Source organism: Pseudoalteromonas sp. TAB23 (genome assembly GCF_000498075.1).
Classification (GTDB): Bacteria; Pseudomonadota; Gammaproteobacteria; order Enterobacterales; family Alteromonadaceae; genus Pseudoalteromonas; species Pseudoalteromonas arctica.
In genome coordinates, this window is the sequence record NZ_AUTP01000280.1 from 1 (window position 1) to 22,652 (window position 22,652).

Here is a 22,652-nt window from a genome sequence, read left to right on the forward strand (position 1 = left end):
GTTGCTTATTTAGCGCAAACATTTCGTGCTGAGGCAGGTATTGTAATTAGTGCCTCACATAATCCGTATTACGATAACGGTATTAAGTTTTTCAATGGTCAAGGCTTAAAGCTTGATGATGCAGTAGAACTTGAAATTGAAGCGATGCTTGATGAGCAAATGACATGTGTTGCTTCAGATAAATTAGGCAAAGCATCGCGTTTAGTCAGTGCGGATGGCCGCTATATAGAGTTTTGTAAGAGCCAGTTCCCGCAAGGCCTGTCTTTAGAAGGTCTTAAAATTGTTGTCGATTGCGCAAATGGCGCAACTTATCATATTGCACCTTCTGTTATGCGTGAACTTGGCGCAGAAGTAATAACACATGCGTGTGAGCCTAACGGCGTTAATATCAACCATGAATGTGGCGCTACTCACGTAGATACCCTTAAACGTAAAGTGCTTGAATTTAAAGCCGACGTAGGTATTGCATACGATGGTGATGGTGATCGCGTGATGATGGTTGATCATAATGGCCGTGTTTTTGATGGTGATGATCTGGTTTATATTATTGCTTGCCAAGCAGCCCAAGATGATAATTTGGGTGGTGGTGTAGTTGGTACTGTTATGTCTAACATGGGTCTTGAAAACGCTTTAAAAGCAAAAGGTATCGAGTTTGCTCGCAGTAAAGTGGGTGATCGCTATGTTATGGAATTACTACAGCAAAAAGGCTGGAAAATTGGCGGTGAAAGCTCAGGCCATGTACTGAATCTAGACTTAATTAGCACGGGTGATGGTATTATTTCAAGCTTACAAGTACTTGCTGCTATGGTTGCACAAAATCGTACATTGCAAGACTTAGGCGCTGGTTTTACCAAGTATCCAATGAAGATGATTAACGTGCGTTATACAGCTGGAACTGACCCGACAAAAGCACCAGAAGTGCTTTCAGCTGTAGCAGAAGTAGAGCTTGCTTTAGGCGATAAAGGCCGTGTTTTACTGCGTAAGTCAGGCACTGAACCTGTGGTTCGTGTTATGGTTGAAGCCGAGCAAGAAAAGATTGTAATAGACAGCGCTCAAAAAATTGCAGCTGTTGTAGAATCTATGAGCAAACAAACTGATTAATAACAATAATCTCTTGTAACTTTGGGCGAGAAAAGTTAATATCTCGCCCGCTTTCTAATGTGGAGTGGATAATGGCAATACGCAAGGCGATGGTCGCAGGCAACTGGAAAATGAATGGCTCTTTAGAGTTAGTTAAACAAATGTCTGACGCTATTAACGATGTAAAATCACAAGAGATGGACATTGTTTTATTTCCTCCATTCCCACTTGTACCAGCAATGGTAGCTAGCGGTGTTTCTACAGGAGCTCAAACTGTTTCTGAAAATACACCTGGCGCATATACTGGTGAAGTTGATGCGCAGCTTATAAAAGATTTAGGTGCAACTTACGTACTCGTTGGTCATTCTGAACGCCGCAGTATTTATAACGAAAGTAATGCAACAGTCGCTGAAAAGTTTGCTAGAGCACAGCAAGTTGGGTTAACACCAATATTATGTGTAGGCGAGAGCGAAAGTGAGCAAGAAAACGGCCAAACCGAACAAGTAGTTGCTGCACAAATTGATGCAGTAATAGAGAAATTAGGTGTAGCAGCACTGAAAGATTCTGTGATAGCATACGAGCCCGTTTGGGCCATAGGCACAGGTAAGACTGCATCGCCAGAGCAGGCACAAACTGTTCATAAATTTATCCGTGACAAAATTGCATCACTTGATAGCAATTTAGCACAAGGGCTTACCATCTTATATGGTGGTAGCGTTAATGAAAAAAATAGCGAATTATTATTTGCACAAACAGATATAGATGGCGGCTTAATTGGCGGCGCAAGTCTAAAAGCAGAATCTTTTACTGCAATCTGTAACAGTGCAAAAGGGACTGTATAAGATGTACGAAATTTTATTAGTAGTTTATTTAGTTGTGGCTTTGGCTCTAGTTGGAATGGTTTTAATTCAACAAGGTAAAGGCGCAGATATGGGTTCTTCATTTGGCGCTGGTGCATCAGGCACAGTTTTTGGTTCGTCAGGTGCAGGTAACTTTATGACAAAAACAACCACAAGCTTAGCAACGGTATTTTTTGTATTAAGCATTGTGTTAGGAAACCTAACTGCTGGTCAAATTAAAAAGACTGACGAATGGGAAAACCTAGAAGCAGCTCCAGCAGTAGAAACAGTAGTTCCTGTTGAAGAAGATGTTCCAGTAACATCTACTAAAGAGCAAAGCTCTGACGTACCAAACTAATTTAGCGTAAAGCTATCGTTAAACGATTTATAGTCCTCAAATAAATCACATGTTTAACAATTAAGCGAAAGCTTAAAAAATGCGGATGTGGTGGAATTGGTAGACACGCCACCTTGAGGGGGTGGTGCTTTAGGGCATGGGGGTTCAAGTCCCCCCATCCGCACCAAATTTAGAAACCAGTAGCAGTGATGTTACTGGTTTTTTTGTATCTGTAATTTATTGTGATTGTTTTTTGGACAGTGTGTGGTTGTTGTTAAATAATCCTTCTATTTGTTAGAAAAAACTAGAAATATTACAAATTTAGCTCACACTTATAGATATCAAGCCGANGTATGGCTTCAGGCTTCTCTTTTCAAAACCTAAGCATAACAAAAAAAATACATGCAATAACATGCATTGCGGTAGTGGCTTTTATAGTGATCGTATTGATAAACTATTTAGCTATGAATGATAATAAGGTTTCTCTCGATGAAATGAGTAACTCATCGTATAAAGTTGTAAAAATAACGTCGCAAAACGTAGGGCTTTTAGAAAAACTTGATGAACTTTATACCCAAGCGGTTACGTTTGGTGAGCAAGACCTTATCGTTAAAGCAGACGAGGTATATCAAACTTTAGAGTCTAATATTACCTTAATAACGCAGCTTAATAACTCCTACATTAATAACGATATTATTAATGAGTTGTCAGATTATGAAAAAATATCCTCAAGTATTGCTACAGGTATGGTTAACGGTACTGCTGATTTTAGTAAGATTCAGCAACAAGCGCAGCTTAAAACAAGTTTATATGGATCTGTTTTAGAAAGTTTTAAAGGCGCTCAACAAAAAGCGGATAATCGTTTTTTTGAACTGGTTGCCAACACTAAAGCGCGCTCTGATGAAGCATTAACTCTAATGTTAGCTGTATCCATTATTTCATTAATTTTATTATTGTTTATGGCTATTTGGATTGCTAAGAATATAGGTTCATCTGCGAGTGATGCAGCTAACAACCTTAGTTTATTAGCAAGCGGCAATGGTTCTTTAAGCACACAGCTATCTGTTAACTCAGAAGACGAAATTGGCCAAGTCTCTATTAATTTTAACGCATTTATTTCCTTACTAAGAGAAACAGTTCTTGAAGTTATTGCTGTATGTGAGCCTTTAATGGAAAACTCAACACGACTAGTTCAAGGTATGGAACAAGCTGAGCGTGCTACAACAAAGCAAACCACTGATGCTGAAATTGTTAAGCAATCTATGGAAGAAATGAAGCAGAGTGTTGGTGATATATCAGAATCTGCTGCTAACGCTTCTCACGCTGCTGAAACGGCCGAGAAAGAAGTTGAACAAAGTCGTACACAAGTACAGATGTCAGTTACCGCTTCTCGTACGCTCAGTGATGAAATTAATCGAGCTGCAGGGACTATTAATAAGCTTGCGGACGATACAAAAAATGTATCGCAGATTTTGAATGTAATTACGTCTATTGCAGATCAGACAAACTTACTTGCTCTTAATGCTGCTATTGAAGCTGCACGAGCAGGTGAACATGGAAGAGGCTTTGCTGTAGTGGCAGATGAGGTTCGTGAACTGGCTTCTCGCACTGCACATTCTACTAATGAAATACGTGAACTATTGGGATCATTAACGACTGCCGCAAATGAATCTGTAGCTGCTATGACTTCAGCACGTGATATGGCAACAGATAATGCTACAGCCGCAGAAAAAACAGGTATTTCAATAGAGAAAATCGCAGAGCAAATGTTAGAAATTAATGGTATGAATTCGCAAATAGCAGCAGCAACTGAAGAACAAACATCCGTTGCAGCTATGGTAGTAGATAATGTGTCAAATATGCATGTATCGTTCGAAGATACTATGGACTCATTACTTGCTGTACGCGACGTAGCCAAAAACCTACATTACCTATCTGATAACCTATTAGATGCAACCGCTAAGTTTAGAATCGAGTAAAGCTTAGTACTGAGCCAGTATAAAAATCTACCCTAGGGTTGATGCCAGTTAGTTAACCGCTGACTGGCTTTTTTGTTTGGATAATTGGTTTGACATACCTAGTATATGTCCACTCTCGCTTTATTAGTAATATGTGATGCTCTACTTTAGCTTACTATTGCTCTATTTATTTAGGGATGCTCCCTGAGATCTCAATAAACATAGTCTGAATTAAGTTAATAATATTAATTGCACACGTCGTAACACTCAGTTGACAGAAGTCTTCTGAATTGGGTGCGTAGCTATTGGCTAGAGAAAGTGTTGTAGTGGGTTGCAAAAAAAGGCCTCTGAATAAATTCAGAAGCCTTCATAAAGGAACCCGAAGGCCGGTTTATCGATTAGTTAAATATTTCTCAACCTATCTGTATTAACCTCTGGGTGGTTTTTTATATCAATTTCACTGCTAAAAGGTCGCAATAACTTTTACTTTATCGGTCACTTTAGCGCTATCAACATAGCCAATTGCATTTCCATTAGCTGCAACAAAATCAATAACAGCTTGGTCAGATGTTAGTTTTTCAGGCGGGGTACCTTTACCTGTAAATACAAGCTTTGACCAATATGCATTTAACTGACTGCTAGACTTACCCACTACTTTGTCGTTAAATTCATCAGCTACAGATGTACCGTCTTGATTTATAGGATTAACTTTATCGCCATTACTAAATGACTTACTTTTTCCCAGATAAATCTTTTTTATTGTGTCAGCATCTACAGAGCTAGCATTGCTTGGATTAATAATCACAGCAACTTCTGCAAATACATTAATTGAGCACAATGAAAGTGCACTTACTAAAATTAATTTTTTCATCATAAGCTCCAATTAAAAGACAAGATCTACACCAACAGCTACAACATCCGTCTCTGTATCAGTTATGTCATCTTCAAAACGACTAAAGTCGATCTTGAAAGCAGCGGAAGGATGAAAATCATAACGCGTACCAATTGTATACACATTACTTTGTGATTTAACTCCATCTAATGCGCTGTTTAGATCACTATTTAGTGAAGGGATAGCTTGGATTTGATTGTAACGAGAGGACTCATGCTCATCGTCATTATCTTCATAAGTGAAGTGTACAATTACGTCATCCATTCTGTAACCAACAGAAGCATAATACTGAGTCTGTTTAGCTAAAAGGCTATTGTCAACTTCAAATTGAGTATACTCGGCATCAAATAACACATTGTTATAATCAATTGAAAAACCAATGCCAATAAACGTACCGTCGTCTTCATTAATATCAAGATCATCTGCTTGTGCTGTTAACCCGCTTTGACGCAATACGTTTTCAAGTTCATTTATTTGAGCACCAACTATATCGTCAGTATCATTCTGACCAAGTGCTATTGATGTGTCTGCGATTAAATAAGCAGCACGTGCACTAAACCAGTCATAAGATAGCGTCCAATTGATACCGGCGATATCAGTTAATTCAGCTTTATCATGGTAAGTGACGGCTTCAATTTCACCATCGAAGCTACCATAAATGACTTGTACTGTAGAATCCCAGTCACCAAGTTGCGAATTATAAAGTAAGCTTAACCCTTCGTAAGTAGAAAAAGGGATGCTGTATACTGACTCTGGTGGACGCACCCAACGGTATGCATAACCTACATCAATAAAGTCAGAATAACGGTAAAAAGGCACTCGCATTTTACCAGCGCTTAATTGAAACTCATCATTAAATTCATAAGTTAAGTAAGCCCACTCAAATTCTGCATCAAAATCATTATTACCACGAGCTACAATTTGTGCTGTCGCACTTAATTTTTCTTGTAAGTCAGTAGATAACTGCAGTGCAAACACACTTTCATTTTTAAACGAAATGTCATCATCATAGCCATAGCGGCCGCGATCATCTTCCAGACTTTTACCACCGACAATTGATGCAAAACCATTAATTCTTACCTCAGCACTAGCATAGCTAGATGCTAAAACTGCACATACAGCCACTGCTACAGATAGCTTTTTCATATGTTGTTCCTATTTGTTATTTACATGTTGATTTCTTTATTAGTATAAGTGCATAACGAGTATTTATCTAATAAACAGAATGGTTTAAAGTTTTTATTTAATTTTTAGTCAATATTATTTTGTTTTTTAAATTAATCAGGTGCGAATGTTTGTGTTTAAAAATGTTTAGTACTGGGGTTGGATATAAAGCATACGATTGGTGATTCTTGTTTATAACGTCTTAATGTAACTTACAAGCCGTAAGTATTGCATTTACTACCATATAGATTTGTTAACATTTAATTATAAGTGTTTTACATAAGTTATTTAGTTTAAATGTTTATATTTTATAGTGTTGCATAGTCGAAATTATTAATAAGTAAAGCTAGATATAAGCAAATAGAAACTTTCTAAACGGTGTTTTTATCATAAGATTACTCCTGTCTTAGCTAGGTTGTTCAAAGGAAATGGCGCTGATGAAGAAGCTAACTTGGTTTTTATTATGTTGCTTTGCAATGAATGCATTCAGTAATGATGAAGTAAGTTTAACTCTGGTAGGTCATATTTCACCAGTGTGCGGCTTTACTACTCAAAATAACAACCTTCAGTTTTCTTCAGATGGCCTTGCGAGTACAAAGCTAGTGATTAATTGTAATTCACCTATGCGAGTATCAATGCAATCTGAAAATGGTGGCCTGCGCCACCAGCAAAGTACTCAAATAAATGCTTATAATATTAATTGGTCAATAGAGGGCGTTTCAAGCGACGTTTCCGCAACAGCACTTGAGCTCAAATCTATGTACAATTTTGATGTTGATAAGATTTTATTTAACAGTGTAGCTAAATTACAGTTAAAACTAGATGAGCCTTTAATTTATGCCGGAAGCTACCAGGATGTGCTTCGCATAGAAATGACACCATCGGTTGTATCTGGTGGAGTTTGGTAAACACTAACTATAAAATATAAACAAATATGTCACATGGATAAGGAATATTAAAATGAAAAAGTTAATCGTGTTATCAGCAATTGCAACTCTAACATCTGGCGCAGCATTTGCTGAAAACCTTAATGTTGGTGGTGCAGTGTCATCGGTTTGTGCAGTGAGTAATATTAACACAACACAATTCTTCCAAACATTAACAAATGGTGCGACTAAAAACGTAGGCTTTGATTTGCAATGTAACGATGCCGATGGTGCTACTATGTCATTAACGACATCTGAAGGGCATTTACAGAATGCTGATCAAGAAAATCAAGGTGTTGGCTACACAGCAATGTTAACTGCAGACGCATTTAATTTTACACTTTCAGCTGAAAATGGTCAAAATGATCAGACAGAATCGCAAAGTCAGCCTGGTTCGTCAACGCTTGCTGCAGGAGGAGTCACAGGTAATATTTTATTAACTGTGACTCAAGAGCCTGTTTATGCCGGTACTTATGCAGATACGCTGATGTTGGCAATAACAGCTAACTAATTAGCATAATAAAAGGCAGTAATTACTGCCTTTTAATTTAGCAGGAGGGACTCTATATGCGTTATATCTTTTTAATGATACTTTTACTCAGCTCTTATTCTACACTGGCTTTTCAAGTTAAACCAATGGTCGCAGAGCTTGAATCATCAGGTAGCCAATCACAACAGACAATTCGCATATCAAATCCTTCAGACAGTCCTTTAACTATCGAAATATCTGCTTTTGATTTATTAATTGCACCTAACGGTGATGAAACATTAAAAGCGAACGAAGATGACTTTTTAATTATTCCTATGACTACAATTATTCCGTCCGGGAAAAGTCAATCAGTAATTGTTCGATATATTGGGGAACCAATATTAGAAAATTCGAAAGCGTACCGTGTAGCCATTGATCAGGTATCTGTTGATTTAGAGAAAGCGGGGCAGTCAGGCGTTGGTATGTCAGTTAGCTTTAGGACTTTATTTAATGTGGTGCCTAAAGGTGCTGAGGCAAAATTATTAATTAAAAATAAACGCCAAGTAGATACAGAAACATGGAATGTGCTTCTGGAAAATACAGGCAATAAATATATTCGCTTATCGCAGGCACAGTGGCTTATTAAAGGCGATGATCAAGAGCTATTATTAGAAGGGGCTGAATTGAGTAAAGCACTGACTGGAAAAATTTTATTACCAAAATCTAGCCGTGAGGTCTCAATAAAAATTCCAACAAAATTTAATGCAGCAAGCAGTGATCTAGAGGTCAATTTTTAATGCTGCGGATATGCAGTTACTTTCTTATATATGTAATTGTAATTGCACCGACCTTTGCTGTAGAAGTAACGCCTATGGTGGTTACTTTCTCCCCTGATAGTCGTTCAAGTAACGCTTCTAGCTTGGTTCACAATCAGTTACCAAGAGACATTGCTTTTGATATCCAAATTTACGAAATTGACTTTTCTCAAGGCACGCCTAAATTAATTTCTTTAGATGACTCTCCATTGTGGGTTTTTCCTCCATCGCTATTTTTGCAACCAGGGCAAAGCCAGCAGTTGCAATTTAGGTGGTTAGATAAAAAACTTCCTAGTACAGATAAAAGCTATCAAGTTAGTTTGATTGAGCAGCCCATTGCAAACCAGTCTATAAATAAACAGTCACAACTTACGATGCTGTTAAATGTAAATTTAATTGTTCATTTGGATCAACCTCGATTAGTTCCTAAACTGACTATAAAAGAACCTCATGTCGAGGATGGCTTTATCGTCACTGAAGTATTAAATGAAGGAAAAGGGGCAGGACGATTAAGTGATTATGAAATAAAAATCACTAAAAATAAAACCCTGAGCGATCGAATTTTAAAAGATCAATTAAAAGCAAACGGATACGATGTTTTTTTTGCTCCTCATAGCACCAGTGTCATAAAAGTCCCTATGCCACAATCTTTACAGGAAGGAAGTTTAAATCATCTACGTTTAGTGCTGGCTCGCTAGTTATGCGAGTTTTATTATGCATATTTTTATTGAGCTTTACTCAATTATGTTATTCAAAAATTAACCCGTCTAAAAGAACCATCGAACTCAGTGTTGAAGCAGAACTGAATAAAAATGCTATTGGTAAATTAACTCTTGCAGTTGACCCAAATGATAATTTATCACTCAAATGGAGTGAAATTAAAGTTTCATTCGAACGACTTTTATTTTCAGAAGATTTTGATTCTTTAGAGTCTAAAGTTAATAAGAATGTCATTGATACAAAAGCATTAGAGTCATTTGGATATAATATTTCATTCGATATGAGTGATTTTAGCTTAGAAATATCAGTACCTCTTACACTGACTCGCCCTCAACAGCTAAGTTTAAAATCTGATTCAAGGAATTTAACAGCATCGGAACCCGCTAAACTAAGTGGATTTGTTAATGCTTATTCAAGTTATTTTTATCAGCAAGATAAAGGCGAGGACACAACAGATGAGCTCTTAGCTATTCGCTCTGAAATGGTAGTGAGCTGGGAAGGCTGGGTTTTAGAAAACGAAGTGGAGTATTTATCTGAAGTAGCTCCTACTTCATCAAATATTAGGCGCTTAGGTACTCGTATAATACATGACCTACCGCTTAGTGGGTTACGTATATCAGTCGGTGATAATTATAGCTCAGGTAGTTATTTTCAATCAACAGCACGGGTACTAGGTTTGTCGCTTTCACATGATTTTTCGCTAGTTTCTGACAGACCTATCAGACCCAGTGCTTCTCGTAGCTTTACCTTAGAGAGTCCATCCTCTGTAGAGGTGTTAGTTGGCGAGCGGATAGTACAAAAACTTAATTTAGCCGCAGGTATATATTCTCTTGATGATATTCCCCTTAATGAAGGAAGCAATAATATTACTTTGAGGATCACTGATATAGCAGGAGTTGTGCGTTTTGTTGATTTTGACGTAACGACAGGTTTAGATCTTTTTGCTCAAGGGCAACTTGAATATGAGTTTCATTTAGGCGTTCCTTCACGCTTAGGTAGTGAGCTAGATTATGATTACGACGAGNATGGCATTACACCTAGCTGGACAGCGGGTGCGGCAGTACAGGGTGATGAGTATTCTCAGCAGGTTGGTTTTAAAAATATTTATGCAGCTAAAATTGGACAGATTGCGTTTGAAAATGCGATAAGTTTCAATGAAAAAACAGGCCATGCTTATCGCATTGTTTATAGTAACTATAGAAATCATAGTGATAATAACACTGACATTACGGTGGGTTATGAATACTCATCAAGATATTTTACAGGCCTTGGTTATCGGCCTGATTCTCAATCTAGTTCTCGCTTAAGAGAGCATTATATTCAGGCTAATTATAGTTTTTTTTGGGGCGATAATACGCAAACATCTTTTTTTACAAGCTTATCAAGGTCATATGATGAAGCTCAATTTGATAAATCAATTGGGGTTAGTCTTTCTGGTGAGATCGATAATAGCCAATGGAGATATAGTTTAGGTGGGCAGTGGGAGGGTCTCGCTGAAGAAAGTCAATGGGATGTAAGGTTGTCTGTCACTTATAAGTTTTCTAATACTCGACGGGCTAAATTATCTCACCAATCTAGGCGTGACAAAACACGTTTAGAATTCTCTCAAGATAGTAATCAGCGCTATGTTGGAGCTTTGAACATAAGAGCTGGGCTTGAAAAAAATGATCAAAATGAAGCTATTTTTGATTTAAATACTCAATATAACGCGAATCGTTTTGTTATGAACTTTGATCATGGGAGTTTTTACGAGCAATTTAATGAGGACTCAGCTTACCATCAGAGCCGATTAAGCTTGGCGTCAAGTATAGCATTTGCAGATAAGAGTTGGGCTGTTGGGAAACCCATATACGATAGCTTCGCTTTAGTAAAACCTCACTCTAGCCTTAAAGGAAAAAAAGTTATATTGGGGCAATATGAAGATGAATATAGGGCAGATAATGAAGACTTCGAGACTATTTTATTGAACGATATAAGTTCATACGCCTCAACCAACGTTGCAGTCGATATTGATAACTTAGCGCCAGGGTATGATATAGGTTCTGGTATTATTACTCTTTATTCACCTTATCGAACGGGTCATGCAATTACAATAGGGACTGCCGCTAACATATCAGTCATTGCAACGCTGTACGACCAACAAAAAAAGCCACTATCGTTACAGGTTGGAACGGCTATTTGTTTAGATAATAGTAGTAAGAAAGAGCATACATTTTTTACGAATAAAAAAGGACGATTTGCATTAACAGGTTTAACCGCCTGTAATTATGAAATTACACTTAAGAATGCAGAAAAGTCACATTTTACGATTGAAGTATCTGAAGGTGAACAATTACAGCGCAAAGGAGCTATTTATGTACAATAAAAAAGTAAGTTTATTATTGGGTGGTTTAGCACTATTTATTTTTACGCCTTTAATTCATGCGCAATGTGCTGCTAGGTTCGATAAGGTTGAACATATTTATGATGATTTTGAAAGCTACCATGCCTTACAGCAAGTAGACTCTAAGAAAGAGCTACGTATAAGCGTTATTAATGATGAGAGTTGTCAATTACAGCTCTTGATTACAAGTGAGAACCAAGCTCAGTTGAAAGGGCAATTTCAAAGTCTTCCGTACCAAATGCAAAGTATACAGAGTCGGTTAGTTAGCACATCAACTTTAAAGTTGAGCTTTACTAATTCTTCGACGATATTGTCATTACTAATACCATCAGGAACGCCGATTAAAGCTGGTGTCTATACAGATAGACTCCAAATGAAATTATACGATCAGGGGAGCAAGTTGTTAGATGAACGAGAATATAGCATTCAAGAAAATATTGCGCCTAGAACAAGTCTTTCTGTACTTGGGTATAATACATTTTCAAATACTATTAATTTGGGAGAGCTAATACCGGGTAAGGAATACACTATGTTACCTAGTTTACAAGTTGTTACTAATTCAGATATTCAATTATCTGTAAGTTCAGATAATAATGGTAAATTAATACACAGTCTCTATAGAGATAAATATGCAATTAATTACAGTCTAGATCTGGCAGGAAGTTGGCTTGAACTAAATAACGTATCACAACATAAATTCTCATATTCAGGGCAAACCGTTTATTTATTACCTTTAAAAATTCAGCTAAATGATTTTGAAAGGCAAGCTGCCGGTGAATATTCTGACATAATAAGGTTTCAAATAAGCCCACTTAACTATTAATTCTATTTAAGTTTTTTTGACACCAAAGTAATGCTTGTTGCTTATTTTTTACAGCAATTTTTTGGTAAACCTTGTGTAGGTGGACGCGAACAGTAGCTTCACTTATAAATAAAGTGTCGGCAATTGCACTTGAATGTAAGCCAGAAAATAATAAGTTTAATACTTTCATTTCTTTGCAGGTTAAGTTGTTTGATTGCAGCGTAGTTTGTTGTTCACTCGCTAGCATTTGCCTCATCCAATCATCGGTTACTGCACGAGGGAACCATAACTTTCCTTGTTCAATGGCTTCTAATCCTTGTTGAAGTAGTACTTCGTCAGTGCCTTCGTAAAACAATCCTTTTAAATTTGGCCACTCTTTTAATGCTAGTACATCGCAGTCTTTTGGCACATCAAAAATTACCAGTCCTTGGTGACCATTTTTTAGCATGAATTGATTAATAAGTTCATAATTGGTAATGACGTTTAAAGCTTGATAATTAACAAGTAAAACGTTGAAGTCAGCTGCAACACAAAAAAGTGAAGTGTAATTTGGATTTGTGAAGCATTTGAGGCTTTTATCAGCTGTGTTTTCAATATTCATAATATTCTATCCATAGACTACATTTTAGTACTATATTCTTATTTTTAGTTAATTTCAATGATAGGAGAATGTGTTGTAGCTCTTTTTTTATACACTAAAGTACATGTGTAAAATACGTTTTATGTGCTTTTTAAAATTGTATTTATGCGGTTTTTTGTTTTAAAACAGCTTTTTAGTGAGGTTGATATTAATGTTCTTTATTTATGATAATCCACCTAAAGCCAACAATGCCTAAATTGCTTTTATTCTTTATGCATTTATTTAAATAATTTATACATTTCTTCACAATTCTGTCATATAATACCCATCCAGAGGAAAGATGCATTACGCATCTTTTTTTATGCCTGAAATTTATACTCTTAAGTATAAATGCATAACTAAATCACACGGTATCCTTTGGAGAATATTTTGAAATTACGTAACCTCTCACAGCTAAGTCTAGCAATTTTTGCTGCACTCACTACCTCTGTAAACGCCGAAGAAACTAAAACAACAGCTAAACAAGACGCATTTGAAAAGATAGAAGTCACAGCTCGTAAACGTACAGAGAGCCTGTTTGAATCTCCAACCGCTATCACTTCAATTGGCGCTAACCTAATTGATAAAGCCAATATGAGTAACCTAGAAGATATTGGTAAATATGTTCCAAATTTAAATATTACCCGCTATGGCGTGGGCAATTCTGCGCATGCGTCTGTATTTATCCGCGGTATAGGTTTGCAAGATCACATAATAACTACCGATCCGGGTGTGGGTGTGTATCTTGATGGTGTGTACTTAGGTCGTCAAATGGGTTCTAACTTATCATTACCTAATGTTGAGCGTGTTGAAGTGCTTCGTGGCCCACAAGGTACTTTATATGGCCGTAATACATTAGGTGGCGCTGTAAATGTAATTACAAAGCAACCTGGTGATGAAGGTATTGTTACTACTACAGCTAAGCTGGGAAGTCGTGGACGTATTGCCGGTGATGTTTATTTTAATAACTCACTAACAGATGATGTAAGTATGTCTGCAAGTGCATCGTACAAAACACGTGATGGTGTGGGCGAAGCTGTTAATTTAGCAAACCCAGAAAAAGAAATTGGTGAGGAAGAAGAATTTAGTGGTCGTGTTGCACTTAAATGGCAAGCAAATACCGACTTAGCATTCACTTTTTCTTTAGATGGTGTTGATAACGAATCTGGCCAATCGCCTTATACAATTGAATTGACAGACCCACTAGACTCAAATGATGTTTTTAATGGCGACTTCCCATTATTGACTCAAGATTTAATTCCATCAGACCCTGATGATTTAGGCACAACTGTTGCAGGTATTGAATCTACCTCTTACTCAGGTTGGGGCACATCGTTTTCAGCCGACTGGGCAATTAACGATACTTATACCACTAAGTTTATCTCAAGCTACCGTACATCTGAGTATGAAGGTGGCCTAGATGATGATGCATCACCTTTAAACTTGTCTGAGTTTCCAGAGGAGGGCGGTGCTGATCAGTACTCATTTGAAGTTCAGCTAAATGCAACATTCGATAATATGGACTTTGTATCTGGTCTTTACTTTTTTAATGAAGATGGCTTTACACGTTCAGGCCCATTTGTATTCAGCCCATTTAATACACCTAATGGCTTGTTGAATGATGGTGTAACAGAATCATTTGGCGGTTACGGCGAATTTGAAATTAACCAAGAAACTAATTCGTATGCAGCATATATAAATGCCAGCTACGATTTAACTGACGATTTAACGGTAGGTGGTGGCCTTCGTTATTCAAAAGATAAGAAAGATGCAAATGCTATATTCCCATCATTTCCAACTCGTAAATATGTAAGTGCTGATTTTGATGCAGTTACATGGGATGTAAATGCTTCTTATCAGCTTAGTAATAATATGAATGTTTATGGCCAGATTCAAAAAGGCTATCAAACAGGTGGTTTTCCACCGCGTCCATTTGGTGGACCAGATCAATTTGTATCGTTTGACGAAACAAAAGCGATTAACTACGAAATGGGCTTAAAAGGCCAAGTACACGAAAATGTATCTATGATGCTTGCGGTATTTGTGACTGATTACACCGATTTAGCATTGCCGTTTTCAGATCCAACAGCGGGTGGTGGCTTTGTAACAATTGTAGAAAATGCAGGTCAATCTAAAGCGCAAGGTATTGAGCTTGAAACAACTGTTGCTATTACCGATGACTTTACTATTCGTAGTGCAGTTGGTTATTTAGATTCTGAAATAACAGAAGTGGCTGAGGGCGTACAAGGCATAGGTAAAGGCGATTCACCAGCACTGACGCCACGCTGGACTGTCATGGTTGCACCTTCTTACTTTATGGATTTAGAGAGTGGCGCAACACTTGCGTTTAATGCTAATTATTCGTATCGCAGTGAAATGCAAGGTCAATCAGTTTACAACCAAAGTGAGACTATTGATTCTCGTGAACTAGTTGGTTTTAATATTTCGTACACTAATCCATATGGCGATATGGAAGTTACACTGTATGGTGAAAACGTTCTAAACGAAGTTTACGATGTTGGTCGCCTACAACAATCAGGTTTTGTTGGTGTAATGCGCAGTAATGACCGCAGTGAATTTGGTTTGAAATTCAAAAAAGATTTTGAGCTATAAACTAAAATCAAGTAAATAAAATTCAATGTAATTGAAGTTTATTTTTCATAATAAAGGCCTAATCATGCTGTGATTCGGCCTTTATATATTCAATAGTAAAATTATTATCCGCATAATTTAAATCCCTAATTTAAATTGCTGATTTAAAACAATCAACATAACCACTTTTAAGTATTTGTATCAGCTAAAATGCGCCTTTTTAGTTTGTGTAAAGGCTTGGTTGTTCGTTACAATGGCGCCACTTAATTGCCAAACGGACTCAGTGATGAAAATTCTTGCCGATCAAAATATGCCTTTAGTTGAGCAGTACTTTGCAGACTTTGGTGAGGTTGAGCGTTTTGATGGTCGTAAATTAACGCCTGAACAATTAATAAATGTAGATGTACTCCTTACTCGTTCAGTGACTAATGTTAATCATGAACTATTGGCACAAGCTAACAAGCTGAGCTTTGTGGGCACTGCCACAATTGGCATTGACCATATTGATACGCAATTACTACATGACAGAAATATTGCTTTTACTAGTGCTCCTGGTTGTAATGCAGTTGCTGTAGCTGAATATGTAATTAGTAGTTTATTTGCATTAAGCCAAGAAAATGCGCGCCCATTGTGTGGTCAAACAATTGGTATTGTAGGAATGGGTAACATTGGCACGTGTTTGTCGCAAAAATTAAAAGCATTAAATGTCGACGTACTGTTATGCGATCCAATTAAGTACGAACAGGGCTTACTACAAGAGCATGTAGCGCTTGATGAGTTATTAGCGCAATCAGATGTTGTTACTTTTCATGTTCCACTTATCAAAAGTGGCGAGCACAAAACGCTGCACATGATGGGTAAAGAGCGGTTACAAGCACTTAAGCCAGGAACCACGCTAATTAATGCAAGCCGAGGCGACGTAATTGATAATCAAGCATTGCTTGAGGTAATGGAAGCTGGGGCTGATTTAGATATAGTACTTGATGTATGGGAAAAAGAGCCCAATATTCTAACTGAATTACTAGAGCATGTGCGTTATGCCAGTGTGCATATCGCAGGGCATACACTTGAGGGGAAAGCACGAGGTACACAAATGTTGTATCAAAAATTGTGTGACTTAAAAGGTGTAGAGGTGAGTAAATCGTTGGATGATTTTTTACCAATACCTGCTATTACAAATGCAACTGTTACGCAAAGCCTTAGCGAGCAAGATATTGCCCGTTTGGTGCATTTAATTTATGACGTACGCCGCGATGACGGAATTTTACTTCGTCATTTAGAAGGTGAGGGCTTTGATAGTTTACGTAAAAACTATCCGGTAAGGCGAGAATTTAGCACCTTATTCCTACAAGGTGATAGCCCACAACTAGCAGCACTTAGTCAACTTGGCTTTAGCATAGCTAAATAATTATTTAACTAACGATGTTGTTTTAATGTCGTTTATAGAGGAAGAAATATGTCGCAAAAATATAACGTTGCCGTACTTGGCGCTACTGGTTTAGTAGGCCGTCAAATCATTGAAACGCTAGCAGATCGTAAGTTTCCTGTAGATCAGCTTTTTTTACTTGCGAGCAGCCGCAGCGCAGGTGAAGACATAAAGTTTCGTGGTGAGACCATTGAAGTACTTGACGTTGAAGGCTTTGATTTTAGCCAAGCGCATATAGGTTTGTTTTCTGCTGGTGGTAGTGTATCTGAAAAATATGCTCCTATTGCTGCTGATGCCGGCTGTATTGTAATCGATAATACATCGCACTTTAGAAATGATTTTGAAATCCCACTAGTGGTGCCAGAAGTTAATGCTTCAAGCCTAGCTGATTTTAGGAATCGTAATATTATTGCTAACCCTAACTGTTCAACTATTCAGATGATGTTAGCACTTAAACCAATTTATGATGCTTACGGAATAGACCGTATTAACGTATCTACTTACCAAGCTGTATCGGGCGCAGGTAAAGAAGCGGTTGATGAACTTGCAAAGCAAACAGCTAACTTGATGAATGCACGCCCTATGGATAATAAAGTATTTCCAAAGCAAATTGCATTTAACGTTATTCCTCAAATTGATAGCTTTGAGGATAATGGCTATACACGCGAAGAAATGAAAATGGTAAATGAAACTCATAAAATTTTGGGTGATACCACTATTGCAGTAAATCCTACATGTGTACGTGTTCCCGTGTTTTTTGGTCACTCAGAATCAATTAATATTGAAACGCGCATGCCTTATGACTTTGAACACGTTAAGCAACTTTTAAAAGACGCGCCTGGTGTCGAGCTAATTGATGATGAAGGTGATTACCCTACAGCAGTGTCTGACGCTAGTGGTAACGATACTGTTTATATAGGCCGATTACGTGCTGATATTTCTCATCCTCATGGATTAAACATGTGGGTTGTAAGTGATAACACTCGCAAAGGTGCTGCAACTAACAGTATTCAAATTGCAGAAGAGCTTATTGCTAATTACATGTAATAGTTAATAGCGCTGAACACACTTTCGAAGCGGTAAACATTATTTGTTTGCCGCTTTTTGTTTATAGAGCTTGTCAATTTTTTGCCGTTTATTTTTAAAAGTGTAAAAACTGATTGATAACACTCAATAAATTAATATTTATAAAGATGTTTTAAGGCATTTATTTTCAAGGTGTTGCGATGGATATTAAGCCTTAACTGGTTTATAGTTTGTAATTGGAATAGAGCTTGCAATAAAAATAGATTGTAATAATAAATGCGAGTCAGTCATTTGGCTGATAACAGCAATAATCAACAATATTTATGCACTTAAGCTTTAAGTGTTTTGTTAATATTTAAATATTAAAGGATCAGCATGCGCGGTTTAGTTACACTTATTATATTAGCGTCTGCATTGATAGTAACGCCAGTTTACTCTCAAGACAGTACCCAATTAAAGGGGCCTAAAGGCGTTGACTATGGTGCGCAAGGGCGATCTATTGGGCCAATTAAACCAACTGATACACTTTGGCGTATAGCGGCTAAAGTGCGCCCAGATAACTCCGTCAGCATTTATCAAGTTATGCAGGCCTTGTATAACAAAAACCCCAACTCATTTTTAGAACAAAATCTTAACCATATTCAAAATGGTGCCTATTTAAAAATCCCAACTTTAGCCGAAATAAAAGGTGTAAATACACAGCTTGCAAAGCAACGTTCTGAGCAAGATGATGCATTATGGGAAAAGAAAAAAAATGGCACACTTACGCAAAGCGAAATTGCCTCAGCACAAACAAAAGTAACTCAAGCTCGTAAAGTCGACGTAGACGATGCCAAAAAAGAGATACAGAAAGAATTAAATGAAATAAAAACAGAGCAAAGTACTAAGCTTGTTGAGTTACAACAACAGTTTAAAAATTCTGTAAGCAATGTAGAAGAAATTTTAGTTGAGAATAATAATCTTAAAAAACAATTATCAGGTATTTCAAACGAACTCGAAAACTTACGCTTACAGTTAGGACAAGACAGTGAAATTCAAAATCAGTTAAAAGAACTAATTGTTAAGCAAAACGAGATTATTGCACAACAAAAAAAACAAGAGATAGTACCAAAAGAATCGTTTGATTTAAGCTCATTATTTTCAAATCCGATAGTGCTAGGTTTATTAATGTTTATTCCTGGGCTACTGATTATTTTTGCAATTGTTATGTTTTTACGCAAACGAGCAAGTAATCAAGAAGAGCCACAAAACGATGATGACTTTTTACCACAAACTCCAATTTACACTGGCGATGATGATTTAGGCCCAAGTTTAAATGACGATCCAATTGTACCCGACCCTTTAGATGACTTGAGTGTTCAACTTGATGATAATCTCGAAAATGATATGTTGCCTGATGATGATTTAGATGACGGCCTAGATGATTTTTCAGGTGGTGAAAATTTACTCGATCAGGATGAGCTTGAAAGTCTACTAAGTGATGACATTGTTTTTGATGATGAAAATACCGATGACGATGATGAACTCGATATTTTTATGCAGCAAGGGTTTGATCAACCTTCAGATGAAAACGCTGAAGATATTGATTTAGACTTATCTGATGACTCAATAAACAATGATGAAATTCTAACTAATGACGATTTAGATAGCTTGTTTGATGAAGACGATAGTCTACCTGAGTTTGATGCACCGCAAACAAGCGAAGCTTTAGAGGATGATAGCTTAGAGTCTCATGATGAAATGGCGGCTTTAAGTGAGGAGCTTGCAGATGATGATAATTTTGATATAGATGAATTATTAGATCAAACATCAACAGAATTAGATACCTCAAATAACACTTCAGCTGAACTTGATACAAGCGACGACTTTGATTTAGACGATATAGATAGCTTAATTGATGAAGCGAATGATCCAAAAAGTGATGTGGCAGATGACTCAATTGATGCAGAGTTACTCGACGAAGATGAACTTCTAGAAGAAAGCGACGATTTTGATTTAGATGACATAGATAGCTTAATTGATGAAGCAGCGGTTGACACTGCAGATGATTCATTAGTTGAGGAAAGCGACGATTTTGATTTAGACGACATAGATAACCTAATTGATGAGGCAGCAGTTGATACTGCAAATGATTCATTAGTTGAGGAAAGTGACGACTTTGATTTAGACGACATAGATAGCTTAATTGATGAGGCAGCGGTTGATACTGCAAATGATTCATTAGTTGAGGAAAGTGACGACTTTGATTTAGACGACATAGATAACCTAATTGATGAGGCAGCAGTTGATACTGCAGATGATTCATTAGTTGAGGAAAGTGACGACTTTGATTTAGACGACATAGATAGCTTAATTGATGAGGCAGCGGTTGATACTGCAGATGATTCATTAGTTGAGGAAAGTGACGATTTTGATTTAGACGACATAGATAGCTTAATTGATGAGGCAGCGGTTGATACTGCAGATAAATCATTAGTTGAGGAAAGTGACGACTTTGATTTAGACGACATAGATAGCTTAATTGATGAGGCCGCGGTTGATACTGCAAATGATTCATTAGTTGAGGAAAGTGACGACTTTGATTTAGACGACATAGATAGCTTAATTGATGAGGCAGCGGTTGATACTGCAGATGACTCATTAGTTGAGGAAAGTGACGACTTTGATTTAGACGACATAGATAACCTAATTGATGATGAACTAAAAAATTCAGATGTAAGAGATTCAGAAATTGATAATGCATTAGCAGACTCAGTTGAGGATTTAGCAGATGCTCAAGAAGAATTAAATGTTGATGATATTGAGTCGCTTGCTTCATCATTAAATGAAGAGCCAGATCTTTTAGAAGAACTTGAGCCTTTAGAAGAGCCTGAGCTTGAAGAAGAGCCAGAGCTTGAAGAAGAACCAGAACTTGTAGAAGAGCCAGAGCTTGAAGAAGAGCCTGAGCTTGAAGAAGAACCAGAGCTTGAAGAAGAACCAGAACTTGAAGAAGAGCCAGAGCTTGCAGAAGAGCCTAAGTTTGAAGAAGAGCCAGAACTTATAGATGTAACGGTTGATGATTTTTCAGACACATCAGAGTCGCTTCTTGATCCTGAAGATGCACTTGAAGAATATACAGATGATACTTTAAAGAGCGTTGATGAGCTTTTAAGTGAGCTACAACAGGCCACTGATGACGACTATATAGAAACACCTGATTGGTCTTTAGATGAGCTTGATGATGATCTTGAAGAAATAGAAGTTGATCTTGGTGACGATCCGCTAGCGGGCGACGATGACTCAGATCTTACTGAAATTGAAGAGCAGCTTGATAGCGAGCTTGTAACGCCAAGTGAAGAGTTGGATGAATATCCTGAACTTGAATTAGACGATGATCAATCATTATTAGAGAATGAGCCTTCGTTTGAGCCGCAAGAGCTTAAAGGAGATGCATCGGGTGATGAAAATGCAGTAGCACTTAGTCAAACAGAGAAAGATCTCGCAAATGCGCTTATGGCAGATGGTGATTTAGATAGTTTAGAAGATGATTTTGATGATGAACTATTAATTGATAATGACTTCTCTGAATTAGAAACTGAAACGGAGATTGAAGATGAGTCGCTTGATGACGATTTACTTCAAGAAATTAATGATGAGGTTGATTCTGTTGAACCACCAAGTATAGAAGATGACATCAAACCTCTTAACCTTGATGAAGTTCAAGAAACATTAGAAAGTGAGTTGCCATTTACCCCTGAAGAATTACAAGGGGATGATTTAGATGGTGAGGCACCGGGAGTCGCTTCCAGCCAAGCTGAGCAAGATTTAGCAAACGCACTTATGGCAGATGCTGATTTAGATAGTTTAGAAAATGATTTTGATGATGAGATTTTAATTGAAAATGATTTTTCTGAATTAGATGCTGAATTTGACGAAGATAGTTTAGAGCAAGCGCTAACTGATGAGTTATCAGACGAATCGCAAGAGCAAACAAATGCAGAGCGCGAAGCACAGTTAACAAGCTTAGATGAAGTGGGTAGCACTGATATTAGCTCTGACGACGAACTTGATGAAGAGTTTATGTCGAATTTGACGCAAACTGATTTTGATTCATTACTTAGTGAGTTAGCAGAGCCTGAAGACTTAAGTGTTGATGACAGCAGTGAATTTGATGTTGACTTTGACAGCTTGCTAAAAGAAGACTTAGAGACAGATGATTCATTAACTACAAAAGAGTCACTTGTTGAAAGTAGTGATGTTGAGCAACTTGATAATGACGAATTTGTAGATATTGATTCATTGTTAGAAGAAAGTGACGACGCTGAACTTGAACACGAACCTTACACCGACGTTAATATGGATGTCGGCTTNGTTGATGCTGAAAGTGGTGGCTACTCAGCTAAACTTGATTTAGCGCGTGCTTATATTGAAATTGATGATTTTGATTCTGCGCTTAAAGTTATTGAGGATGTCATTAACAAAGGTCCTGAAGAAGTTCAAGAGGAAGCACTTAGCTTAAAAGCTAAACTAAAATAATTAAAATGTTTATAAGAACCCGTATCTAGCTTAGCTAAATACGGGTTTTTTTATGTGTATTGGTTTGATTACGACAGGTCTCCTTTTAT

Annotated in this window: 17 protein-coding genes and 1 tRNA gene; 15 read left to right on the forward strand and 3 right to left on the reverse strand. The window is 37.2% G+C overall.

Annotated elements, in window-relative coordinates; all coding sequences use genetic code 11:
• From glmM to L654_RS0117345, 5 genes are all read left to right on the forward strand, one after another.
• A partial coding sequence (glmM, locus tag L654_RS0117325) for a phosphoglucosamine mutase (RefSeq protein ID WP_024608602.1) occupies positions 1-1,101 on the forward strand: 1,101 nt, incomplete at its 5' end.
• Positions 1,102-1,172: 71 nt separating this feature from the next.
• The gene (tpiA, locus tag L654_RS0117330; protein ID WP_024590961.1) at positions 1,173-1,922 is read left to right on the forward strand and encodes a triose-phosphate isomerase; all 750 of its coding nucleotides are present in this window, start codon (positions 1,173-1,175) and stop codon (positions 1,920-1,922) included.
• Between the two features lies 1 nt (position 1,923).
• Positions 1,924-2,277, forward strand: a complete 354-nt coding sequence (gene secG / locus L654_RS0117335; protein ID WP_002962769.1) for a preprotein translocase subunit SecG — start codon at positions 1,924-1,926, stop codon at positions 2,275-2,277.
• A gap of 81 nt (positions 2,278-2,358) precedes the next feature.
• A tRNA-Leu gene (locus L654_RS0117340) sits at positions 2,359-2,443 on the forward strand.
• 166 nt (positions 2,444-2,609) lie between these two features.
• A complete protein-coding gene (locus tag L654_RS0117345; RefSeq protein WP_024590962.1) occupies positions 2,610-4,235 on the forward strand; it encodes a methyl-accepting chemotaxis protein in 1,626 nt (541 codons plus the stop codon).
• A 442-nt stretch (positions 4,236-4,677) separates the two neighbouring features.
• On the opposite strand, the gene L654_RS0117350 is transcribed toward L654_RS0117345, so the two are convergent.
• Together L654_RS0117350 and L654_RS0117355 are read right to left on the reverse strand one after the other, a co-directional pair.
• Positions 4,678-5,085 (reverse strand): phosphate ABC transporter substrate-binding protein, encoded by a 408-nt coding sequence (locus L654_RS0117350; RefSeq protein ID WP_024590963.1) that lies wholly within the window; start codon positions 5,083-5,085, stop codon positions 4,678-4,680.
• A 12-nt stretch (positions 5,086-5,097) separates the two neighbouring features.
• Positions 5,098-6,252, reverse strand: coding sequence for a porin (locus L654_RS0117355; RefSeq protein ID WP_024608603.1), 1,155 nt, complete (start codon positions 6,250-6,252; stop codon positions 5,098-5,100).
• A gap of 455 nt (positions 6,253-6,707) precedes the next feature.
• On the opposite strand from L654_RS0117355, the gene L654_RS0117360 reads away from it, so the two are divergent.
• The 6 genes from L654_RS0117360 to L654_RS0117385 all read left to right on the forward strand — a co-directional run bounded on the left by L654_RS0117360 (position 6,708) and on the right by L654_RS0117385 (position 12,406).
• Positions 6,708-7,178 (forward strand): hypothetical protein, encoded by a 471-nt coding sequence (locus tag L654_RS0117360; protein ID WP_024590965.1) that lies wholly within the window; start codon positions 6,708-6,710, stop codon positions 7,176-7,178.
• A 52-nt stretch (positions 7,179-7,230) separates the two neighbouring features.
• A complete protein-coding gene (locus L654_RS0117365; protein ID WP_010553857.1) occupies positions 7,231-7,707 on the forward strand; it encodes a hypothetical protein in 477 nt (158 codons plus the stop codon).
• Positions 7,708-7,763: 56 nt separating this feature from the next.
• The gene (locus L654_RS0117370) at positions 7,764-8,462 is read left to right on the forward strand and encodes a molecular chaperone (protein WP_024608604.1); all 699 of its coding nucleotides are present in this window, start codon (positions 7,764-7,766) and stop codon (positions 8,460-8,462) included.
• A gap of 74 nt (positions 8,463-8,536) precedes the next feature.
• Positions 8,537-9,178 carry a hypothetical protein gene (locus tag L654_RS0117375; protein WP_225305775.1) on the forward strand — a complete coding sequence of 214 codons (642 nt, stop codon included), beginning with the start codon at positions 8,537-8,539 and terminating at the stop codon, positions 9,176-9,178.
• A 2-nt stretch (positions 9,179-9,180) separates the two neighbouring features.
• Complete coding sequence (locus L654_RS0117380) at positions 9,181-11,565, forward strand: fimbria/pilus outer membrane usher protein (protein ID WP_024608605.1); 2,385 nt, start codon at positions 9,181-9,183, stop codon at positions 11,563-11,565.
• Positions 11,555-12,406: a hypothetical protein gene (locus tag L654_RS0117385; protein ID WP_024608606.1), complete on the forward strand. Its 852-nt coding sequence runs from the start codon at positions 11,555-11,557 to the stop codon at positions 12,404-12,406. The genes L654_RS0117380 and L654_RS0117385 overlap by 11 nt, the downstream gene beginning before the upstream one ends.
• Here the strand turns inward: L654_RS0117385 and L654_RS0117390 are convergent.
• Positions 12,396-12,986 (reverse strand): LuxR C-terminal-related transcriptional regulator, encoded by a 591-nt coding sequence (locus L654_RS0117390; protein ID WP_010553852.1) that lies wholly within the window; start codon positions 12,984-12,986, stop codon positions 12,396-12,398. The genes L654_RS0117385 and L654_RS0117390 overlap by 11 nt on opposite strands.
• A 408-nt stretch (positions 12,987-13,394) precedes the next feature.
• Here L654_RS0117390 and L654_RS0117395 point away from each other — a divergent pair, with 408 nt between their 5' ends.
• From L654_RS0117395 to L654_RS0117410, 4 genes are all read left to right on the forward strand, one after another.
• The gene (locus tag L654_RS0117395; RefSeq protein ID WP_024608607.1) at positions 13,395-15,617 is read left to right on the forward strand and encodes a TonB-dependent receptor; all 2,223 of its coding nucleotides are present in this window, start codon (positions 13,395-13,397) and stop codon (positions 15,615-15,617) included.
• Positions 15,618-15,882: 265 nt separating this feature from the next.
• Positions 15,883-17,004, forward strand: a complete 1,122-nt coding sequence (locus tag L654_RS0117400; protein ID WP_024608608.1) for a 4-phosphoerythronate dehydrogenase — start codon at positions 15,883-15,885, stop codon at positions 17,002-17,004.
• A gap of 48 nt (positions 17,005-17,052) precedes the next feature.
• Positions 17,053-18,069, forward strand: a complete 1,017-nt coding sequence (locus L654_RS0117405) for an aspartate-semialdehyde dehydrogenase (RefSeq protein ID WP_007586655.1) — start codon at positions 17,053-17,055, stop codon at positions 18,067-18,069.
• Between the two features lie 354 nt (positions 18,070-18,423).
• Positions 18,424-22,563 (forward strand): FimV/HubP family polar landmark protein, encoded by a 4,140-nt coding sequence (locus L654_RS0117410; RefSeq protein ID WP_024608609.1) that lies wholly within the window; start codon positions 18,424-18,426, stop codon positions 22,561-22,563.
• The last annotated feature ends 89 nt before the right edge of the window (positions 22,564-22,652 follow it).